Source organism: Candidatus Methylomirabilota bacterium, from assembly GCA_035936835.1.
GTDB lineage: Bacteria > Methylomirabilota > Methylomirabilia > Rokubacteriales > CSP1-6 > AR37.
This window is the reverse complement of the sequence record DASYVT010000015.1, coordinates 1-20,700: the sequence shown is the minus strand read 5'-3', so window position 1 is coordinate 20,700 and position 20,700 is coordinate 1. Positions and strand designations below refer to the sequence as shown.

At 69.0% G+C, this 20,700-nt stretch carries 18 protein-coding genes; 17 read left to right on the top strand and 1 reads right to left on the bottom strand.

Features of this window, described 5'->3' with window-relative positions; all coding sequences use genetic code 11:
- The first annotated feature begins 2 nt into the window (after window positions 1-2).
- The 6 genes from VGV06_00945 (at window position 3) to glp (ending at window position 7,858) form a co-directional block, all read left to right on the top strand.
- Complete coding sequence (locus VGV06_00945; protein HEV2053719.1) at window positions 3-3,044, top strand: molybdopterin-dependent oxidoreductase; 3,042 nt, start codon at window positions 3-5, stop codon at window positions 3,042-3,044.
- Entirely contained in the window at window positions 3,041-4,387 is a 1,347-nt protein-coding gene (gene nrfD / locus VGV06_00940; protein ID HEV2053718.1) for an NrfD/PsrC family molybdoenzyme membrane anchor subunit, read from the top strand. Before VGV06_00945 ends, nrfD begins: the two co-directional genes overlap by 4 nt.
- A gap of 1 nt (window position 4,388) precedes the next feature.
- Complete coding sequence (locus VGV06_00935) at window positions 4,389-4,895, top strand: DUF3341 domain-containing protein (GenBank protein ID HEV2053717.1); 507 nt, start codon at window positions 4,389-4,391, stop codon at window positions 4,893-4,895.
- Window positions 4,892-5,398, top strand: a complete 507-nt coding sequence (locus VGV06_00930; protein ID HEV2053716.1) for a cytochrome c — start codon at window positions 4,892-4,894, stop codon at window positions 5,396-5,398. Before VGV06_00935 ends, VGV06_00930 begins: the two co-directional genes overlap by 4 nt.
- Window positions 5,395-6,537 (top strand): hypothetical protein, encoded by a 1,143-nt coding sequence (locus VGV06_00925; GenBank protein ID HEV2053715.1) that lies wholly within the window; start codon window positions 5,395-5,397, stop codon window positions 6,535-6,537. The genes VGV06_00930 and VGV06_00925 overlap by 4 nt, the downstream gene beginning before the upstream one ends.
- 91 nt (window positions 6,538-6,628) lie before the next feature.
- The gene (glp, locus tag VGV06_00920; protein ID HEV2053714.1) at window positions 6,629-7,858 is read left to right on the top strand and encodes a gephyrin-like molybdotransferase Glp; all 1,230 of its coding nucleotides are present in this window, start codon (window positions 6,629-6,631) and stop codon (window positions 7,856-7,858) included.
- Between the two features lie 6 nt (window positions 7,859-7,864).
- On the opposite strand, the gene VGV06_00915 is transcribed toward glp, so the two are convergent.
- Window positions 7,865-8,860, bottom strand: a complete 996-nt coding sequence (locus VGV06_00915) for a YeeE/YedE family protein (protein ID HEV2053713.1) — start codon at window positions 8,858-8,860, stop codon at window positions 7,865-7,867.
- A gap of 98 nt (window positions 8,861-8,958) precedes the next feature.
- On the opposite strand from VGV06_00915, the gene ybgF reads away from it, so the two are divergent.
- The 11 genes from ybgF to VGV06_00860 all read left to right on the top strand — a co-directional run.
- Complete coding sequence (gene ybgF / locus VGV06_00910) at window positions 8,959-9,792, top strand: tol-pal system protein YbgF (GenBank protein ID HEV2053712.1); 834 nt, start codon at window positions 8,959-8,961, stop codon at window positions 9,790-9,792.
- Window positions 9,793-9,811: 19 nt separating this feature from the next.
- Entirely contained in the window at window positions 9,812-10,798 is a 987-nt protein-coding gene (gene dprA, locus VGV06_00905; GenBank protein HEV2053711.1) for a DNA-processing protein DprA, read from the top strand.
- Window positions 10,799-10,805: 7 nt separating this feature from the next.
- The gene (gene topA, locus VGV06_00900; GenBank protein ID HEV2053710.1) at window positions 10,806-13,160 is read left to right on the top strand and encodes a type I DNA topoisomerase; all 2,355 of its coding nucleotides are present in this window, start codon (window positions 10,806-10,808) and stop codon (window positions 13,158-13,160) included.
- A 10-nt stretch (window positions 13,161-13,170) separates the two neighbouring features.
- Complete coding sequence (xerC, locus tag VGV06_00895) at window positions 13,171-14,040, top strand: tyrosine recombinase XerC (protein HEV2053709.1); 870 nt, start codon at window positions 13,171-13,173, stop codon at window positions 14,038-14,040.
- A gap of 10 nt (window positions 14,041-14,050) precedes the next feature.
- Window positions 14,051-14,596, top strand: a complete 546-nt coding sequence (gene hslV, locus VGV06_00890) for an ATP-dependent protease subunit HslV (protein ID HEV2053708.1) — start codon at window positions 14,051-14,053, stop codon at window positions 14,594-14,596.
- Complete coding sequence (gene hslU / locus VGV06_00885; GenBank protein ID HEV2053707.1) at window positions 14,593-15,954, top strand: ATP-dependent protease ATPase subunit HslU; 1,362 nt, start codon at window positions 14,593-14,595, stop codon at window positions 15,952-15,954. Before hslV ends, hslU begins: the two co-directional genes overlap by 4 nt.
- Window positions 15,955-15,997: 43 nt before the next feature.
- Window positions 15,998-16,855 (top strand): acetylglutamate kinase, encoded by an 858-nt coding sequence (gene argB / locus VGV06_00880; protein HEV2053706.1) that lies wholly within the window; start codon window positions 15,998-16,000, stop codon window positions 16,853-16,855.
- A 63-nt stretch (window positions 16,856-16,918) separates the two neighbouring features.
- The gene (locus VGV06_00875; protein ID HEV2053705.1) at window positions 16,919-18,118 is read left to right on the top strand and encodes an aspartate aminotransferase family protein; all 1,200 of its coding nucleotides are present in this window, start codon (window positions 16,919-16,921) and stop codon (window positions 18,116-18,118) included.
- A complete protein-coding gene (gene argF / locus VGV06_00870) occupies window positions 18,115-19,026 on the top strand; it encodes an ornithine carbamoyltransferase (protein ID HEV2053704.1) in 912 nt (303 codons plus the stop codon). Before VGV06_00875 ends, argF begins: the two co-directional genes overlap by 4 nt.
- Entirely contained in the window at window positions 19,023-20,231 is a 1,209-nt protein-coding gene (locus tag VGV06_00865) for an argininosuccinate synthase (protein HEV2053703.1), read from the top strand. The genes argF and VGV06_00865 overlap by 4 nt, the downstream gene beginning before the upstream one ends.
- Window positions 20,232-20,243: 12 nt before the next feature.
- Window positions 20,244-20,700, top strand: a 457-nt coding sequence (locus tag VGV06_00860) for a 2-phosphosulfolactate phosphatase (GenBank protein ID HEV2053702.1), incomplete at its 3' end; no start/stop codon positions are given.

Genomic DNA, 20,700 nt, shown 5'->3' with positions numbered 1-20,700 from the left:
GAATGAGCGGGATCGATCGCCGGTCATTCTTCAAGATCGTCGCGACCTCCGGGGCGGCCGTGGCCGCGGGCGGCTGCGGCCAGGACGCCGACGAGCTGCTGGGGCGCGTCTCGCAGAAGCTGATCCCATACGTGGTCCCGCCTGACGGGATCGTGCCGGGCGTGGCCTCGTATTTTTCCACGGTGTGCCGCGAGTGCCCGGCGGGCTGCGGCCTCGTCGTCAAGAACCGCGACGGGCGGGTCATCAAGCTGGAGGGCAATCCCGACCACCCGGTCAACGCGGGCGCCCTCTGCATCCGTGGCCAGGCCGCGCTCCAGGGGCTGTACCACCCGGACCGCTACCGCGGCCCGCTCCAGGCCGGCAAGCAGGTAAGCTGGGATGAGGCCGAGAAACAGCTCGCAGGCAAGCTGGCGGAGCTCGTCAAGGGACGGCAGGGGAGCCGGATCGCCCTAGTAAGCGCCCTCGAGACGGGAAGCCTCGGGCGGCTCATGGACGAATGGACGCGCGCGCTCGGCGCGAGAGCGCGCATCGCGTACGAGCCGCTCGGCTACGAAGCCCTCCGCGCGGCCAACCGCGCGACCTTCGGCCGCGACGCCATCCCGCACTACGCCATCGAGGACGCGGGCTATTTGCTGTCCTTCGGCGCCGACTTCCTCGAGACCTGGCTCAACCCGGTCTCTTACGCCGGTTCATTTGCCAAGATGCACGCGCTCGGCCGCGGGCGCGCCGGCACGTTCGTCGCCGTCGAACCCCGCCAGTCCATGACGGCCGCCAACGCGGACGAATGGCTGCGCAATGCCCCTGGCACCGAAGGGCTCCTGGCCTTGGCGATCCTCAAGGCGATCGTCGACGAGGGGCTCCAGGCCAAGGAGGCTGACGCGGGCGCGCTGCGCGCCGCGGTCAAGGGCGTGGATCTCGCGAAGGCCGCCGAGCTCTCGGGCGTCTCCGCCGAAGCGATCAAGCGCGTCGCCCACGCTTTCGCGGGGGCCAAGGGCGCTCTGGCGGTGGGCGGTGGCATGGCCGCGGCAGGGCCTCAGGCCACGGAGACTCTCGTGGCGGTCAACCTCCTAAATGTCGCCGTCGGCGCGGTCGGGAAGACCGTGCGTTTCGGCGCCGACTCGCCGCTCGGCAAGGCGAGCCCCTACGCCGACATGCTCAAGCTCGGGAAGGCCATGGCCGCGGGCGAGATCGAGGTGCTGATCCTGGCCGACGTCAACCCAGTCTACGGCATGCCGCCCAAGTCGGGCTTCGTCGAATCTCTTGCCAAAGTCCCGCTGGTGGTGAGCCTGGCCAGTCGGCCCAGCGACAGCACGGCCAAGGCCGGGCTCGTTCTCCCGTCGCTGCACCCGCTCGAGTCCTGGGGCGACTACGCGGCGCGGGACGGCGTCATCGGGCTCATGCAGCCGACGATGGGACCCGTGGTGATCGACGGCAAGCCGGTCGAGGGGAAGGCGGCGGGTGACATCCTGCTGTCGGTCGGCCGCCAGGCGCTCGGGACGGAAGAAGGCAAGGGCCCGCTCAAGTGGGCGAGCTTCGAGGCCTACGTCAAGGAGCAGTGGCAGGGGCTGGCGCGGGAGTACGGCGCGGGCAAGCCCTTCGCCGATTTCTGGGAGGAGTCATTGAGACGGGGCGGCGCTTGGCGCGCTCAGGCTCAGGCTCCTACGTCGGCGAAGATCGACACGAGCCGCGTGAGCGCAGAGCCCGCGAAGCTCGAGGGCACCGGTTCCCACGCGCTCATCGTCTATCCCTCGTCGCGCTTCTACGACGGCCGCGGCGCCGACCAGCCGTGGCTCCAGGAAGCGCCCGACACCATGACGCAGATCGCCTGGGACGGATGGGTCGAGGTGCCGGCCGAGACCGCGGCCAAGCTCGCGCTCGAACGCGGCGACATCGTCAGGCTGACCTCGCCCCACGGCACCATCGAGCTGCCCGCCTGGCCCTCGACCACGCTGCACCCGGCGGCGGTGGCCGTGGCGATGGGGCAGGGGCACGACTACCCGGGCGCCTTCGCTCGAGGCGGCAGGCTTCGCAGCAACGCCGCCAACGACGTAGTCCTCAACACGGGCGCGAATCCGATGCGCCTGCTCGGCCCGGTGCCGGAAGCCGCGTCGGGCGGACTGCCGCATCTGGCCGTGAAGGTCTCCCTCGCCAAGACCGGGGCGCGGAGGCCACTCGCGATCCCGCAGGCCACCTTCGACGACGACAACCGCGAGATCGTCGAGGTGGTGGGGCTGGCTGCGGCGCGCGAGATGGAGCTGCGCGGCAAGGCCCCGGAGGGCGCGAGCCACCCGAGCATGTACCCGAAGGTGAAGTACCCGGAGTACCGCTGGGGCATGGCGGTGGATGTGGACTCCTGCACGGGCTGCCAGGCCTGCGTCGTCGCCTGTTCGGCTGAGAACAATGTGCCCGTCGTCGGGAAAGCGCAGGTCGCCTACGGGCGCGCCCAGCAGTGGATACGCCTCGAGCGCTGGGAGCACAATGGGGCCGGCAAGGCCAATGTCTTCCTGCCGATGTTCTGCCAGCATTGTGAAATCGCGCCGTGCGAGCCGGTCTGCCCGGTCTACGCCGCGTACCACACGAAGGAAGGGCTCAACGCGCAGGTCTATAACCGCTGCGTCGGCACGCGCTACTGCGGCAACAACTGCCCCTACCACGTCCGTCGCTTCAACTGGTTCAACTACACCTGGACCGCGCCGCTCGACCTCCAGCTGAATCCCGACGTGACCGTGCGCCAGCTGGGCGTCATGGAGAAGTGCACCATGTGCCTGCAGCGCATCGAGAAGGGCAAGGACGAGGCGCGCGAGGCCGGCAGGGCGGTCAAGGACGGCGACATCCAGACGGCCTGCCAGCAGACCTGCCCGACCCAGGCCATCACCTTCGGCAACCTGAAGGACGGCGGTACCCGGGTCTCCAAGCTTTCGGCGAGCCCACGGAGCTACCACGTGCTGCACGGACTCGGCACCCGGCCTGGCGTGACGTACCTCGCCAAGGTCATGCGGGGCGAGTCCAAGGCCCACGGCGAAGGCAAGGAGCACAAGGCATGAGCGTGGCGACCCAGCCGGGGCAGCCGACCTGGGCGGACGTCAACCGCGACGTCATCCGGACGGTAGGCATGCCGGGCAACGGCTACTTCGCCTGGATGTGCCTCGTCGCGGCGACGCTCGGCTGCGGCGTGCTCGCGTGGGCCTTCCAGATCTGGACGGGCATGGGCGCGGCAGGCAAGCGGACGCCCGTGATGTGGGCGATGTACATCACGACCTTCGTGTTCTGGATCGGCATCGGGCACGCGGGCACGCTGATCTCCGCGATCCTGTACCTCTTCCGCGCGAAGTGGCGGACCTCGATCTTCCGCGGCGCCGAGGCCATGACGGTCTTCGCCGTCATGACGGCGGGCCTCTTCCCGCTGATCCACGCGGGACGGATGTGGTTCGCGTACTGGCTGATGCCGTACCCGAACCAGCGCTACCTCTGGCCGAACTTCAAGTCGCCGCTGGTCTGGGACGTCTTCGCGATCTCGACCTACCTGACCATCAGCGTGGTCTTCTTCCTCGTGGGCCTGGTGCCCGACATCGCGGCCCTCCGCGACAGCGCCACCGGGTTCAAGAAGAAGGTCTATACCGTTATGGCGCTCGGCTGGGAGGGGTCGGACTCGCAGTGGCGCCACTACCGGCGCGCCTACGGGCTCTTCGCGGCGCTGGCGACCCCGCTCGTCCTCTCGGTGCACAGCGTCGTGTCGTTCGACTTCGCGATGGCGCTCGTGCCCGGGTGGCACTCGACGCTGTTCGCTCCCTTCTTCGTCGACGGAGCTATCTTCTCCGGCTTCGCCATGGTGCTGATCTTGATGCTGCCGATGCGGTACCTCTTCAACTGGTACGACTACATCGTCGACAAGCACCTCGACGCCATGGCCAAGCTCATCCTGCTCACGAGCCTCGTGCTGACGTACTTCTACCTCTGCGAGGCCTTCACGACCTGGTATAGCGCCGAGCACTACGAGCGGGCCTCGCTCTTCGACAGGGCGACCAAGCAGTATGCCTGGGCTTTCTGGCTCCAGTACTTCTGCAACAGCTTGGCGCCGCTCGTCTTCTTCTGGAAGAAGCCGCGCACCCACGTGATAACGCTGTACGTGGTCTCGATCCTGGTGCTGATCGGCATGTGGTTCGAGCGCTTCAACATCATCGTCCTGGGTCTGGCGTTCGACTTTTACCCGTACACGTGGGGCACGTACGTCCCGACCGTGACGGACACGACCATCGTCGTGGGCTCCTTCGCCTTTTTCCTTATCCTCTTCCTCGGTTTCATCCGGGTGATGCCGTCGCTGTCCATCGTCGAGGTCAAGGAGACGCTTGCGCACCCGCTCAAGCACGCCCACGGGGGGCAGCACTAGCATGGCCACGGCCAACGTGCTGGGCGTCTTCGCCCACGTGGACACGACGCTGGACGCCATCCGGACGCTCCGCGACAAGGGCTTCTCGGAGCTGACCGTGTACACGCCGGTGCCGGTCGAGGAGATCGAGGAGGAGATCGAGAAGGTCCGGCCGCTCAGCAAGGTGCGGTTCTTCACGCTGATCGGCGGCCTGACGGGGACGGCGACAGGCTTCTTCCTGACGATCTGGACCTCGCTCCAGTGGGAGCTGATCACAGGCGGCAAGGCGCCGGTGTCCTTCCCGCCGTTCGTCATCATTGCCTTCGAGCTGACCATCCTCTTCGGCGGTCTCTCGACCCTGGCAGCCCTCCTCCTGCTGGGCAGGCTGCCCAAGCTCAAGCCGTCGGCGACCTACGACCCGCGCTTCACCGTGGACCGCTTCGGGGTGGCCGTCGCCTGCTCCGCCGAGGCCGCCGACCAGGTCCGCTCCCTCCTGACCGCCGCGGGGGCGGAGGAGGTGAGGCGATGATGAAGTACGTCTTCGTCCTCGTGCTCCTGGCCGTGGGCGCGGTCGCGGGCGTCCAGGGCCTGGCCATCGTGTACCGGTGGAACCACGACATGGCAGAGACCCAGCGCGTGATGCCCGGCGAGATGAACTTCGCGATGGCCCCCGGCAGTCTCCCTCGGAGCGGCAGCCAGCTCTACTACGCGAAGGAGCAGCGCGAGGCCGCGTCGCTAAGGAAGAACCCGGTGCCGGCCACCCCCGAGTCCATCAAGAAGGGCGGCGATCTCTACGTCGTGTACTGCACGCCCTGCCACGGCGCCTCGGGCAAGGGCAACGGTCTCGTGGCGGCCAAGTTCGTGACTCCCGCGGATCTCACCAATCCCGCCCTCCAGAAGGCGCGTACCGACGGCTACTGGCAGAGCTACCTCTCGGTCGGCGGCGCCGTCATGCCGTCCTATGGCGAGTCGCTGTCCGCCGAGGAGCGGTGGCACGTGATCAACTACCTCAGGACGCTGGCCCAGAAATGAGCGCGACGGTGGCTGCCGCCGAGCCTTCACCGCAGCACGGGGGGCTCCTCTGGGCGCTGGCCGCGGCCGGCGCTGCCGCCTTCCTCTGGGGCGTCCTCGGCTCCGACCCCCGGGCGACGTGGGGCATCTACCTCGTCAACCTGCTCTTCTGGTCGAGCTTCGCCATCACGGGCCCGGCGCTGGCCGGGATGATGCAGATGACGGAGGCGAGGTGGTCGCCGTCCGTCAAGCGCCTGGCACTCACGACGGCGGGCTTCCTGCCGGTGTCCTTCGTCGGGTTCGTGATCCTCTTCTTCGGACGGTCGGCGCTGTATTCGTGGGTCAGCCATCCGCTCGAGAAGAAGGCCGCCTGGCTCAACGTGCCGTTCATGTCGCTGCGGATCGCGTTGGGAAGCCTCGCGCTCTACTGGGTGGCGCTGATGTTCGCCAAGGCGGTGTTCGCCCAGGACGCGCCGGGAGCGGACTCCCCCGAGGCCCACGCGCGCCGCAACAGGCTCGCGACCGTGCTCCTCATTCTCTTCGTGGTGATCCTGTCGCTCTGGGGCTTCGACCTGATGATGTCGCTCGACCCGGCCTGGTACAGCGGCCTCTTCGGCGGCTACTACGTGGTCACCTCGCTCTACTCGGGATTCGGGCTGGTCACGTTCCTGACGATCCGGGCCAACGCCCGAGGGGTGATTCAGGTCACTCCGTCGGTCATCCAGGACATGGCCAAGCTGACCTTCGCCATGTGCGTCATGTGGATGTACTTCTTCTTCTCCCAGTACCTCGTGATCTGGTACGGCAACGTGCCCGTGGAGACCCGGTTCTTCCTCAACCGGTTCTTCAACCCGCCGTGGGGGCACATCGCCTGGGCCATCTTCGTCGTGGGCTGGCTCGTTCCGTTCGCGTACCTGCTGAAGCGGCTGACGGGGCGCCCGCCGACGCGCCACAAGGTGTTCACGGTCATCCTCTTCATGGGCTGGATCGCCATCTTCGTCGAGCGCATCCTGATCATCTTCCCCTCGCTCGACAAGAACATCGCCTTCCCGCTGGGGCCCACCGCGGTCCTGATCACCGCCGGGTTTTTCGCGCTCTTCTCACTGAGCCGGCGGCGGTTCATCGCGAAGTACCAGCCGGTCCTCCGCCAGCCCAAGTAGCCGGTCTCCGGGTGCCCGCCCCCCCGCCGGCCCGCCCGCCGTGACCCGAGCGAGACCCGCGGTACAATACCCGCGTGATCCCGGTCCCCGCGTGATCCCTGTAGAGGAAGCCCTCGAGCGTATCCTGGCCCGCGTGGGCGTGCTCGGCGACGAGCAGGTGCCGCTGACGCGCGCGCTGCGTCGCGTGCTCGCCGAGAGCGTCGTCTCGAGCCTCGACGTTCCACCCTGGCCCAACTCCTCGATGGACGGCTATGCGCTCCGGAGCGCTGATACGCGCGAGGCCTCGACCGGGGCGCCCATTCGGCTGTCAGTCTCGGGACGGGTCGCTGCGGGGCACGTCACCGACCGCGCGGTTGGGGCGGGTGAAGCCTTCCGGATCTTCACGGGTGGGCCAGTGCCCGAAGGCGCGGACAGCGTCATTCCCCAGGAAGACGTGAGCAAGGACGGTGGAGCGATCGTCGTGTCGCGCCCGGTCAAGACGGGCGACTTCATCCGCCCCCAGGGCGAGGATATGCGGGCGGGCGATGGTGTCCTCGAGCGCGGGCGGCTGCTGGGCCCCGCCGAGATAGGTCTGCTGGCGGCGCTCGGCCGCTCCCAGGTGCGCGTGCTCCGGCGGCCGCGGGTCGGCGTCCTGTCCACGGGCGACGAAATCGTGGACCTGGGCGGGCACCCGGGACCGGGGCAGATCTTGAACTCGAATACGTATTCGCTGATGGCGCAGATCGACGAGGCGGGCGGTGAGCCCATCTCATTGGGAGTGGCCGCTGACCGGCTGGGAGACATCGAGACGCGACTCCGCTGGGGCCTCGACTGCGATCTGGTGATTTCCTCGGCGGGCGTCTCGGTCGGCGAGCACGACTTCGTGAAGGCCGCGCTCGAGCGTCTCGGCGCGGAGCAGCACCTCTGGCTCGTGGACATGCGGCCCGGCAAGCCCATCGCCTTCGCGACCATTCCATCCGCGGGCAAGCGCGCGCTGCCCGTCTTCGCGCTGCCGGGCAACCCGGTCTCGGCCATGGTCACCTTCGAGCTCTTCGTGCGCCCCGCCCTCCTGAGGCTCGGCGGTCACACAAGGCTCCAGCGGCCCGTCGTTGGGGCGCGCGCGGAAGCGCCGATCGCCAACCCGGGAAGGCGCCGCGGCTACCTTCGCGTGACGCTGTCCGTGGGCGAGGACAGCGGCTATCGCGCGCGGCTGACGGGCGATCAGAGCTCGGGGATCTTGCGCTCCATGGTCGCCGCCGACGGTCTGGCTGTCGTGCCGGGCGATACGACGGTCGAGGCGGGCGGAACCGTCCCGGTCATTCTGCTTCGCGAGGTCCGCTAGGACCGATCAGCGCGTCGTGCCGTAGAGAGCGCGAAGGGTCAGCCAGCCTCCGACGAGCATGGAGGCGAGGGTGACGAGGCTTCCGAGCGCGAGCGTGGATCCGTTCGTCAACCCCTGCGTGATGTTGCATCCCTCGGCGAGAATCGCCGAGCCCCCCATGAGCAGCCCGCCGGAGAAGATCTTCACGAGGGACCACCCGGGCGGCAGCTTCCAGCGGAAATCGCCCGACGGCCACGCGGCGGCGAAAGCGCCGACCGGTACGGCCACCAGCATGACCATGCTCCAGTTGACGCGGTTGGGGAACCCGACCAGCGGGTAGGTCAGGAGCTCGCCGGTGTTGACAGCAAAGGTCAGCCCGACGGGCCGCTCGCCAACGGTCGACGCCCACCAGCCGGCGGCGATGAGGACGCCGACCGCCGCGCCGGTGACGTGCCAGGGCCACTTGCCGTGCTGCGGCTGCCCGCGCGCCCGCGCGAGCCAGATGCCGCCCACGAGCCACAGCGCGGCGATCACGAGCCACGGGGAGACGCCGAGCGCCGTCGCGAGAGTGGGCGGCGCGTCGCCGATCGTGATCGTGGGGACCTGGAGAGCGGAGCGTAGAGGGGAAAGGAAGCCCAGCCTCACCGTCGTGGCGCCCATCGCGAAGCCCAGCAGGATGACCCACGCGCCGACCGCGCCCTCGCCCACGCGGTACCACGTGCTGCCCGAGCAGCCGCCGGCCAGCACCATGCCCACGCCGAAGACGAGCCCGCCGATGCAGTTCGACATCCAGTGGAACGGCCTGATGGGGAACTCGACGAGCCCGGCGGCGGAGAGCGCCTGCACGGAGGCCATGGCGACGAGGAGGGCCAGCACGTACGCGCGCGCGATGGCCGCGTCGCCCATGAGGAACAGGTTGGCCAGCGCCCGCATGAGGCAGAAGCCGCCGCGCTGGATGACGTAGCCGAACGCTGCGCCTGCGAGCACTGCCGAGACGTAGAAGGGCCAAGCGGTGTCGGACATGTGCGCATGCTAGCGAAAAGGCCCCGCCGAGTCAAAGTTGCCGGGCGCGCGCGCCGCGACATTGACTTGGCGTGGAGGCGGGTGCTACGGTGCCCGTGATGCTCTCACTCTCCGTCCGCGCGCTGCTCTGCGGCGTGGCCGCGGCCGCACTTGCCGGCTGCACGACTGGTCGCGGCGCTCAAACACCCCAGGACGCGCCGCCGGCCAGGGTCACGCTGGCCGACATGAAGAACGCGCAGGACGCGCAGGCGCAGGAGATCGCGCGCCTCGCGGGCGACGTCAAGGCAATGGACGCGCAGCAGGCATTCCTCGTGGCCGAGATCAAGAATCTCAACGACCAGCTCGCAAAGCTCCAAGCGTCGCTGAGCGAAGCCGAGGGCGCGATGCGCTCTCTGCGCGCGACGCCCGTGCCGCCGGAGTCGCGCCCAGCCCCCGCTGTCGTGCCGCCGCCGGCACCGTCCGTGACGCCCGTCCCGATTCCCGCTCCGGCGCCGAGGCCCGCCGCGCCGGCGGCAACCGCGCTGGCCGCGCCTCCCTCGCGCAATGCGGAGGCGGACAGGAATTTCGCCGCCGCGCTCGCCAAGCTCCACGCCGGAGACGACGGGCAGGCGGCGCTCGAGTTCACTGAGTTCGTGGTCCAGTACCCAGCGCACCCGCAGGCGGCGGCGGCGCAGAACCACATCGGCGAGGCGTACTACCGCCAGCGCGACTACCGGCAGGCGATGGCGGAGTTCCAGAAGACGGTGGACGGCTATACGCAGGCCGCCCAGGTTTCCGAGGCCCTGTTGAAGATCGGCCTCTGCCAGCGCGCGCTTGGGGACGCCGCGCGCGCGAAGGCCTCCTGGGAGCAGGTGATCAAGCAGTTTCCGAAGAGTGACGCGGCCCGGCAGGCCCGCACGCTCCTGGCTTCGCGGGCCGCCGGCGGGCGGTAGGGGGTTTGCGGGGGCGGGCATGGCGGTCTGCTATACTGATTTTCATTCCGTCGAGCCGACGGACGAAGCCATGAACACCACGCGCGAACGTATCCGGACGGAGACAGGCCGCGCGCCGAGGCAGATCGCGCTCGGCGACACGGCGTACCCTGCCAACCTCCGCGAGATCCAGGCGCCGCCCGAGCGGCTGTACGTGCGCGGCGCGCTCGCGGAGGACGACGCCCTCGCGATCGCCATCGTCGGCGCGCGCGCGGCGACGCCCTACGGCTTGGCCGTGGCGGAACGGCTCGGGGCCGATCTCGCAGCCCGCGGCGTCACCGTGGTGAGCGGACTCGCTCGCGGCATTGACAGCGCGGCCCACCGCGGGGCACTCCGGGCCGGTGGCCGGACGATCGCGGTGCTGGGCTCGGGAGTGGACGTGATCTACCCGCCCGAGAATCGCCCGCTCGCGGGAGAGATCGAGGCGTCTGGCGCGCTCGTGTCGCAGTTCGAGCCCGGGACGCGGCCCCTGGCGGGATATTTCCCGGCACGCAACCGTGTGATCGCGGGCCTGTCGCTGGGCGTGGTGGTCGTCGAGGCCGCTTCGAGGAGCGGCTCGTTGATCACGGCGGGGCTGGCGGGCGAGCTTGGCCGCGAGGTTATGGCCGTGCCCGGGCCGCTCACGAGCCCGCAGAGCGTGGGCGCGCACCGGCTGATCCAGGACGGTGCCGCGCTGATCCAGGGCTGGGAGGACGTCGTAGGCCAGCTGCCCCTGCGGTGGCGCGATCGGGTCCGCGCGCTACCGCTAAGCCGCGAGGCGCGCGGGGAGTCTCTACCCGAGGACAACACGGAAGCGGGTCTTCTCCTCCGGATCATCGGCGAAGAGCCGGTGGGGATCGACAGCATCATCGAGAGCAGCGGTATGGCGGTGGGCCGGGCTTCGGCCCTGCTCGTCACGCTCGAGGTCGAAGGGCGCATCCGGCAGCTCGACGGCAAGCGCTTCGTACAGGTGAGGCTCGCCAGGTGAGATTCGAATGAAGGCCAAGGCCGCCCAGAAGAAGTCTCCGACGGAGGCGAAGTCGCCGGCGCCGACGAAGCCGCCCGCGTCGGCAAAATCGCCCGGGTCGGCAAAGCCGCCCGGATCGGTAAAGTCGCTGGTGGTGGTGGAATCGCCCACCAAGGTCAAGACGATCCAGAAGTACCTGGATTCGAGCTTCATCGTCAGGGCCTCGATGGGGCACGTCCGCGACCTGCCCAAGAGCAAGCTTGGGGTGGACGAGAAGAAGGGCTTCAAGCCGGACTACCGCGTGCTGCCGGCGAAGAAGAAGGTGCTCGACGAGCTCAAGAAGGCGGCCGAGAAGGTCGGCGCTCTCTATATCGCGACGGACCCGGACCGCGAGGGCGAGGCGATCGGCTGGCACCTTGCCCAGGAGCTGGGCGTGCCCAAGGCCAAGACGTACCGGATCATGTTCAACGAGATCACGGAGCGGGCGGTCAAGGCGGCCTTCCAGCACCCCGGCAAGATCGACACGAACAAGGTGGACGCGCAGCAGGCCCGGCGCATCCTCGACCGGCTGGTGGGCTACAAGCTGTCCCCACTGCTCTGGCAGAAGATCCGACGGGGACTCTCGGCCGGGCGCGTCCAGTCCGTCGCGGTGCGGCTCATCACCGAGCGCGAGCGCGAGGTCCTGGCCTTCGTCCCGACCGAGTACTGGTCGCTGCACGCGCGGCTCAAGGGCAAGAACCCGCCGGAGTTCATCGCCACTCTGCGCGAGGTCAAGGGCGAGAAGGCCGTGCTGGCGACCGAGGCCGCCACCATGGCGGTGATGACGTCGCTGCATGGCGCGTCCTGGCAGGTCAAGAGCGTCACGCGCGGCGAGCGCCGGCGCAATCCCTCTGCGCCTTTCATCACCTCCACGCTCCAGCAGGAGGCGAGCCGCAAGCTCCACTTCACGGCCAAGAAGACCATGATGCTGGCGCAGCAGCTCTACGAGGGCATCGAGCTGGGCAGCGAGGGCGCGCTCGGCCTCATCAGCTACATGCGTACCGACGCCGTGCGGGTCGCGGGCGAGGCCCAGGACGAGGCGCGGAGCTGGATCACGGGACGGCTCGGCCGGGAGTATCTCCCCGATGTCCCGCCGTTCTACAAGGCCAAGAAGAGCGCCCAGGACGCCCACGAGGCCGTGCGGCCGAGCTCGGTCGCGCGGGAGCCCAAGGCGGTAGCGCGCTTTCTCTCCAAGGACCAGCTGGCACTCTATCGCCTGATCTGGGAGCGCTTCCTGGCGAGCCAGATGCTACCGGCCGTCTACGACACCGTGGCGGCGGACATCGAGGCCGGCACGTGCCTCTTCCGGGCCCAGGGCTCGACGCTCAGGTTCGCGGGCTTCATGGCGGTCTACGTCGAATCACGCGAAGAGTCGGAGGCGGTGCCCGAGGAAGAGCAGGAGGCCGTGGTACCGCCGCTCACCCAGGGCGAGATCCTCAAGCTCCTGGCGCTCGACCCCAAGCAGCACTTTACCCAGCCGCTGCCGCGCTACACCGAAGCCTCGCTGGTCAAGACGCTCGAGGAGCGGGGGATCGGTCGGCCGTCCACGTACGCCCAGATCCTCTCGACCATCCAGGACCGCGAATACGTGCGGCGGGAGAAGGGCACGCTGTTCCCGACCGAGCTGGGGATGCTCGTGACGGATCGGCTGGTGCCGTTCTTCCCAGAGATCATGGACATCGACTTCACCGCCCAGCTCGAGGAGTCGCTCGACAAGGTCGAGGAGGGCGACGCCGACTGGGTGGAGCTGGTCGGGAAGTTCAACAAGCAGTTCGACAAGGACATCCGCAAGGCGAAGTCGGGCATGCCGGACAACAAGGTCGGGGAGGACACGGGAGAGAAGTGCCCCGACTGCGGCAAGCCCGTCCTCGAGAAGTGGGGACGGTTCGGCAAGTTCCTGGCCTGCTCCGGCTACCCGGACTGCAAGTACACCAAGGACCTCAGCGGCCGCGAGAAGCCCGCCGACGAGATGACCGACGAGGCCTGCCCGACGTGCGGCAAGCCCATGGTCATCAAGCACGGCCGCTTCGGGAAGTTCATCGCCTGCTCGGGCTACCCCGACTGCAAGACGACCAAGCCCGTGACCCTCGGGATCGCGTGCTCCGAGGCCGGCTGCGGCGGCCAGCTCGTCGAGCGCCGGAGCAAGCGGGGCAAGACCTTCTACGCCTGCAGCAAGTACCCCGACTGCAAGTTCGTCGCCTGGGCGCGCCCCATCGCGGAGCCGTGCCCGAGGTGCGGCGCGGCTTTCCTGACAGAGCGGATCGCCAAGGGCGGCAAGCGAACCCGCGCCTGTATCCGCGGCGAGTGCGGCTACAAGGAAGAGGTCGCCCCTTCGGTGGCGTGAGCCTGCGGCCATGAAGGATTCGGCGGCCGAGTTTCTCCGCTACCTTGATCTCCAGCGCGGCGCCTCCAGGCACACGCTCAGGGGCTACGCGACTGATCTAGCCGAGTTCCGCGCCTTTCTCTCCCGCGAGGGACTCGGCGACCTCGCGAACGCGGATGCGAGGGCCATCCGGGCGTGGCTCGCGTGGCTGCACGACAGGAAGCTCGCCAAGAGCTCCATCGCGCGCAAGCTCGCCACGATGAGGAGCTGCTTCAGGTACCTTGCCCGGCTCGGCGTGGTCGAATTCAACCCCGCCCGCCAGGTCAGGAGCCCCAGGCTGCCCAAGCGGCTGCCCTCCTTCCTGCCCAAGGACGAGTCGAAGGGGCTCCTGGACGCCGAGACGGAGCGGTCGGAGGCGGGGCTGCGGGACCACGCGCTGCTCGAGCTCCTTTACGCCACGGGGGTCCGCGTCGCCGAATGCTGCGGCCTCGACCTCGACGACGTCGACCGGCGCCGTGGCGCGGTGCGGGTCATGGGCAAGGGCGGCAAGGAGCGCGTGGTGCCCGCCGGGGACGCGGCGCTCGAGGCGCTCGACGCATGGCTCTCGGTGCGCGGCGAGGAGACGGGCGCGCTCTTCACCAATTCGCGCGGCGGGCGGCTCGGGACGCGGAGCGTGCACCGGATCGTCAAGCGGCGGGCGCGGGCCGCGGGCATCGACAGGCGCGTGACACCTCATACGCTGCGCCACACCTTCGCCACGCACATGCTCGGCGAGGGCGCCGACCTGCGCCTCATCCAGGAGCTCCTCGGCCACAGCCGCCTCACCACCACGCAGCGCTACACCCACGTGAGCCTCGAGCATCTCATGAAGGTGTACGACTCCGCCCACCCGCGCGCGTGATGCCGTGACGATGGTCAGCGATTCCTTTCATTCAACGACTGTCGCCTGTGTCCGCCACAAGGGGCGCGTGGCGCTGGCCGGCGACGGGCAGGTTTCGATCGGCCAGACGATCGTCAAGGCAGGAGCGCGCAAGGTGCGCAAGGTCTACCACGGGCGCGTCCTGGCCGGCTTCGCGGGCGCGGCGGCCGACGCCTTCACGCTCTTTGCCAAGTTCGAGGCGAAGCTCGAAGAGCACCGCGGCAACCTGTCCCGCGCTGCCGTCGAGCTGGCGAAGGACTGGCGGATGGACCGCGTGCTGCGCCGCCTTGAGGCGCTCCTGGCGGTGGCGGACGCGGAGGTCTCCTTCATCGTGTCCGGCACGGGCGACGTGATCGAGCCCGACGACGGGCTGATCGGCATCGGCTCGGGCGGGCCGTACGCGCTGGCGGCGGCGCGGGCGCTGTGCGCCCACTCCAGCCTCCCGGCCGAGCAGATCGCCGAGCAGGCGCTCCGGATCGCCGCGGGCATCTGCGTCTATACCAACGACCACATCACCGTCGAGACATTGGACCCATGAGCTTGGCGACCCCGCTGACGCCGACCGAGATCGTCACCGAGCTCGACCGCTACATCGTGGGCCAGCAGGCGGCCAAGAAGGCGGTCGCCATCGCGCTGCGCAACCGCTGGCGGCGCCAGAACCTGCCGGCCGAGCTCCGCGACGAGGTCGCGCCGAAGAACATCATCATGATCGGGCCGACCGGGGTCGGGAAGACCGAGATCGCGCGCAGGCTGGCGAAGCTCTCGCAGGCGCCCTTCATCAAGGTCGAGGCGTCGAAGTACACCGAGGTCGGCTACGTCGGGCGGGACGTCGAGTCCATGATCAGGGACCTGACGGAGCTCTCGGTCACGATGGTCAAGGCCGAGATGGCGGCCGCGGTGCGCGAGCGGGCCGAGGGCCTGGCCGAGGAGCGGGTGCTCGACCTCCTGCTGCCCCGCCGCGCGGGGGAGGCGTTCTCGAGCGAGACGCTCGAGGAAGTCTCGCCCGACGCGTCGAGGGACGCGACCCGCGACAAGCTCCGGGCCCAGCTGAGGGCGGGCAAGCTGGACGAGCGCATGATCGAGTTGGACGTCCAGGCCCAGGCCGGACCCATGTTCGAGATCTTCTCGGGCCAGGGGATGGAAGAGGTCGGCATGAACATCAAGGACATGCTGGCCAATCTCATGCCCGGCAAGACCCGCCGCCGCCGGCTCAAGGTGGGCGAGGCGAGGCGGCTCCTGGCCCAGGAGGAGGCCCAGAAGCTGGTGGATGTGGACGAGGCGGTCAGCCAGGCCATCCGCCGGGTGGAGGATTCAGGGATCGTCTTCCTCGACGAGCTCGACAAGATCGCCGGGCGGGAGGGGGCTCACGGGCCCGACGTCTCCCGGGAGGGGGTCCAGCGTGACCTCCTGCCCATCGTCGAGGGCTCGACGGTGACGACGAAGTACGGCATGGTCCGGACGGACCACATCCTGTTCATCGCCGCCGGAGCCTTTCACGCGTCCAAGCCGTCGGACCTGATCCCAGAGCTGCAGGGCCGCTTCCCCATCCGCGTCGAGCTCGAGCCCTTGACGCGGGAGGATTTTGTCCGCATTCTGAGCGAACCGCAGAACGCCCTCATCCGCCAGTACGTGGAGTTGCTGAAGACCGAGGGCGTGACGCTCGCGTTCGCGCAGGATGCCGTCGAGGAGGTGGCCGAGATCGCCTCCACGGTCAACCAGCGCGCCGAGAACATCGGGGCGCGGAGGCTCTACACGGTCATGGAGAAGCTGCTCGAGGAGGTCTCCTTCGCGGCGCCGGAGATGCGCGGCCAGGAGGTCAAGATCGACGCGCACTACGTGCGCGCCCACCTGGCCGCCGTCCTCGAGGACGAGGACCTCTCGCGCTTCATCCTTTAACAAGGCAGGCCGGAGCGACAGGGTGGACACGGACACGCAGGCGATGGTCCAGCGGGCGGAAGTGCTGCTCGAGGCGCTGCCGTACATCCGCGCCTTCCAGGGCAAGACCCTCGTCATCAAGTACGGCGGGGCGGCCATGGAGCAGGCGGACCTCAAGGAGCAGTTCGCCAAGGACGTGCTCCTGTTGAAGCTGGTCGGCATGCGCCCCGTCATCGTCCATGGCGGCGGCCCCCAGATCGGCGCTCTCATGAAGCGGCTCGGCAAGGAGCCGCACTTCGTGGGCGGGATGCGGGTGACGGACGCCGAGACCATGGAGATCGTGGAGATGGTGCTGGTCGGCAAGATCAACAAGGAGATCGTCGGCCTGATCAACCTCCACGGCGGCCGGGCCGTGGGGCTGTCCGGCAAGGACGGCTCGCTGATCCGGGCGCGCAAGCGGCTGCACCGGCAGGCCGACGGGAGCATGGCCGACATCGGGCTCGTCGGCGAAGTGGAGACGGTCAACCCCGAGCCCATCCGGGTGCTCGAGGACGGCGGCTTCATCCCCGTGATCGCTCCCGTGGGTGTTGGCGCGACGGGCGAGACGTACAACATCAACGCCGACCTCGTGGCGGGGGACGTGGCGGCGGCGCTCTTCGCCGAGAAGCTGATTCACCTCACGGACGTGCAGGGCATCAAGAGCGGCGACGGCAAGCACATCTCGACATTGACCAAGCGGGAGGCGGAGCGCCTGATCAAGGGCAACGTGATCGACGGCGGGATGCTGCCGAAGGTCGAGTCGGCGCTGCGGGCGCTGGCGGGCGGGGCGCAGAAGGCGCACATCATCGACGGGCGCGTGCCCCACGCCATCCTGCTCGAGGTGCTCACGAAGGAAGGCATCGGGACCGAGATCGTCCTCTAAAACAGCTACGACGGCATCCCTTAGCACTACCTAAAACCGTTTCAACGCACGAGGAGAGACAAGGTGGACACGAAGCGGATGTTCGAGCTGTCCGACAAGCACCTCATGACCTTCACCAAGCGGTACCCGGTAGCCCTGGTGCGAGGCGAGGGGTCGCGAGTCTGGGACTCGAACGGCAAGGAATACCTGGACTTCACCGGCGGCATCGCGGTGACGGCGCTCGGCCACTGCCACCCGAAGGTCGTGGGGACGCTGCGCGAGCAGGCGGCGACCCTCGTCCACGTGTCCAACTACTTCTACATCCCCCAGCAGGCGCAGCTGGCGCAGCTCCTTTGCGAGCACTCCTTCGCCGATCGCGTCTTCTTCTCGAACTCGGGCGCCGAGGCCAACGAGACGGCCATCAAGCTCGCCCGGAAATGGGCCAAGGAGCACGGGTCGAGCGACCGCGGCGACATCATCAGCATGCGGGGCGGCTTCCACGGCAGGACGCTGGCGACCGTCACGGCCACGGCGCAGGAGAAGTATCACCACGGCTTCGAGCCCCTGCCGGGGGGCTTCAAGTACGTCGCGTTCAACGATCTCATGGCCCTCGAGCGTGCGATCGACAGCCGGACCGCGGCCGTGCTGGTCGAGCCGATCCAGGGCGAGGGCGGGGTCATCGTGCCCGACGAGGGCTACCTGCCCGGGTTGCGCAAGCTCTGCGACGAGGCAGGCATCCTGCTCATCCTCGACGAGATCCAGACCGGCATGGGTCGCACCGGCAAGCTCTGGGCTTACGAGCACTCGGGGGTGGCGCCCGATATCATGACCGTGGCCAAGGCGCTGGCCAATGGCGTGCCGATAGGCGCGACGCTCGCCACTGAGGACGTGGCACGGGTTTTCACGCCCGGCACGCATGGGTCTACCTTTGGCGGAAACCCGCTCGCCACGGCTGTCGGCGTCACCGTCTTCAGCACGCTCATCGAAGACAAGCTCGCCGAGCGCGCCGGGCGCGTGGGCAAGCTGCTTCTGCAGGGGCTCGAGGCGGTCCGGGCCAAGCATCCGAAGGCGGTGAAGGAGGTCCGCGGCCGCGGCCTCCTCGTCGGCCTGGACCTGGTGCCGCCGGTGGGCGACGTGGTGGCCGCTTGCCGCGAGCGGGGGTTGCTCGTGCTCACGGCCGGGGACAACACCCTGCGCCTCGCGCCCGCCCTCATCGTCGCCGAGAAGGAGGTCGCGGAGGCCTGCGCCATCATCGACACCGCTCTCAAGGCCGTCGCCCCGTGAACCACCTGCTGTCCATCCGTGATCTCGACCGGAAGCACGTGCTCGACATCTTCAAGCTGACGGCCGAGCTCAAGGCCAAGCTCAAGGCGGGCCAGCGGGTCACCCCGCTCGCCGGCCGCACGCTGGCGCTCATCTTCGAGAAGCCGTCGCTGCGGACGCGCGTCACCTTCGAGGTCGCCATGGTCCAGCTCGGCGGGGCAGCCGTGTACCTCTCGGCCCAGGACATCGGCCCGGGCAAGCGCGAGTCCGTGCCCGACATCGCGCGCAACCTCTCGCGGTGGGTGGACGGTATCGTTGCAAGGGTTTTCGAGCACAAGACGCTCGAGGAGCTGGCGCGCTGGGCCTCCGTGCCGGTCATCAACGCGCTCTCGGACCTCGAGCACCCGTGCCAGGCCATGGCGGACCTCTACACGCTCTGGGAGCGTGGGATCGAGCTCAAGGGGCTCGAGCTGGCCTGGGTCGGGGACGGAAACAATGTCTTCAACTCGGTGCTGCTCCTCTCGGCCCTGACGGGCGTCAGGGTGCGGGCCGCCTGCCCGCCCGGCTACGAGCCCGCGCCCGCCGTGCTCGACGCCTGCCGCGCCCTGGGCGGCCTCGTGCGGGTGACCACGGACGCCCGCGAAGCGGCGGAGGGCGCCGACGTGCTCTACACCGACGTCTGGATCAGCATGGGACAGGAGGCCGAGCGCGAGAAGCGGCTCGAGGCCTTCCAGCGATACCAGGTCAACGAGACGCTCCTGGGATTCGCCTCACCGAAGGCGCTCGTCATGCACTGCTTGCCGGCGCACCGCGGGGAGGAAGTCACCGACGCGGTCCTGGACGGGCCGCGCAGCATCGTCCTCGACCAGGCCGAGAATCGCCTGCACGTCCAGAAGGGCATCGTGATGCACCTGTCGGGGGCCGCGTGAGCGCGTCGGTCAAGAAGGTCGTGCTGGCCTATTCCGGGGGGCTCGACACCTCCGTCATCCTGCGCTGGCTCATCGAGACCTACAAGTGCGACGTGGTCGCCTACTGCGCCGACCTGGGCCAGGGCGAGGAGCTCCTTTCGGTCCGCGACAAGGCCCTTCGCACCGGCGCGTCGAGTGTCCACATCCGCGACCTACGCGAAGAATTCGTCAGGGACTTCGTCTTCCCGATGCTGCGCGCCAACGCGATCTACGAGGGCTCCTACCTCATGGGCACCTCCATCGCGCGCCCGCTCATCGCCAAGGCGCAGGTGGAGATCGCGCTCGCCGAGGGCGCGGACGCCGTCAGTCACGGCGCGACCGGCAAGGGCAACGACCAGGTGCGCTTCGAGCTGACGTACGCCGCCCTCGCTCCGGAGCTGACCGTGATCGCGCCGTGGAGAGAGTGGGACCTCAACTCGCGGACCGCTCTCATGGGGTTCGCCAGGGAGCACGACATCCCCGTGCCCGTCACGGCCGAGCGGCCGTACTCCACGGACCGCAATCTCTTCCACATCTCCTTCGAGGGCGGCATCCTGGAAGACCCGTGGGCCGAGCCGCCGCCCAAGATGTTCCTGCTGACGAACTCGCCGGAGTCCGCCCCTGATGTGCCCATCTACGTCGAGATCGACTACGAAGCGGGCAACCCGGTGGCCGTGGACGGCAAGAAGCTCGGGCCCGTGGCGCTCCTGGAAACCGTCAACCGCCTTGGAGGCGAGCACGGGATCGGCCGGGTGGACCTGGTCGAGAACCGTTACGTCGGGATGAAGTCGCGCGGCGTCTACGAGACGCCCGGCGGGACCATCCTGCACGCGGCCCACCGCGCCCTCGAGTCGATAACCCTCGACCGCGAGCTGCTGCACCTGCGCGATTCTCTCATGCCGCGCTACGCCGAGATGATCTACTACGGCTTCTGGTTCGCTCCCGAGCGCGAGGCGCTCCAGGGCTTGATGGACAACGTGCAGACAGACGTCACCGGCACCGTGAGGCTCAAGCTCTACAAGGGCACGGTGACGGTCGCCGGCCGCCGGTCACCTCGCTCGCTCTATCGGACCGACTTCGTCACCTTCGAAGCCGACCGCGTCTATCGCCAGCAGGACGCGGAGGGATTCATCAACCTCAGCGCGCTCCGCCTCAAGATCCGCGCGCTCCGCGACCGCAGCCGGTAGGCCGCGCGGGCCATGCGCGTCCACGTGGCGCTGACACCGGGGGAGTTCCCCGATCTCGCGCTCGGCGGCCGAGCGGCCCTCGTCGTAGACGTGCTCCGCGCCACGAGCATGGTCGTCGCGGCCTTCGACGCGGGCTGCGCGTGCGTCATCCCCGTGGCGGGCGCCGCCGAGGCGCGCGAGCGGTCCCGGGCGCTCCGTCCCGAGCCCGTCCTGCTGGCCGGCGAGCGTGGGGGAGACCGGATCGAAGGCTTCGACCTCGGCAACTCTCCGCTCGACTGTACTCCCGAGACCGTCGGCGGGCGCAATATCCTATTGACCACGACCAACGGCACGGCCGCCATGCTGAAGGCCTCCCAGGCCGCCGCGGCGGCTGTCGCCGCGCTGACCAATGTCGGGGCGGCTGTGCGCTGGGCGGTCTCGACGGGGAGAGACCTGACGGTGCTCTGCGCCGGTGACAGGGGAGGGTTCT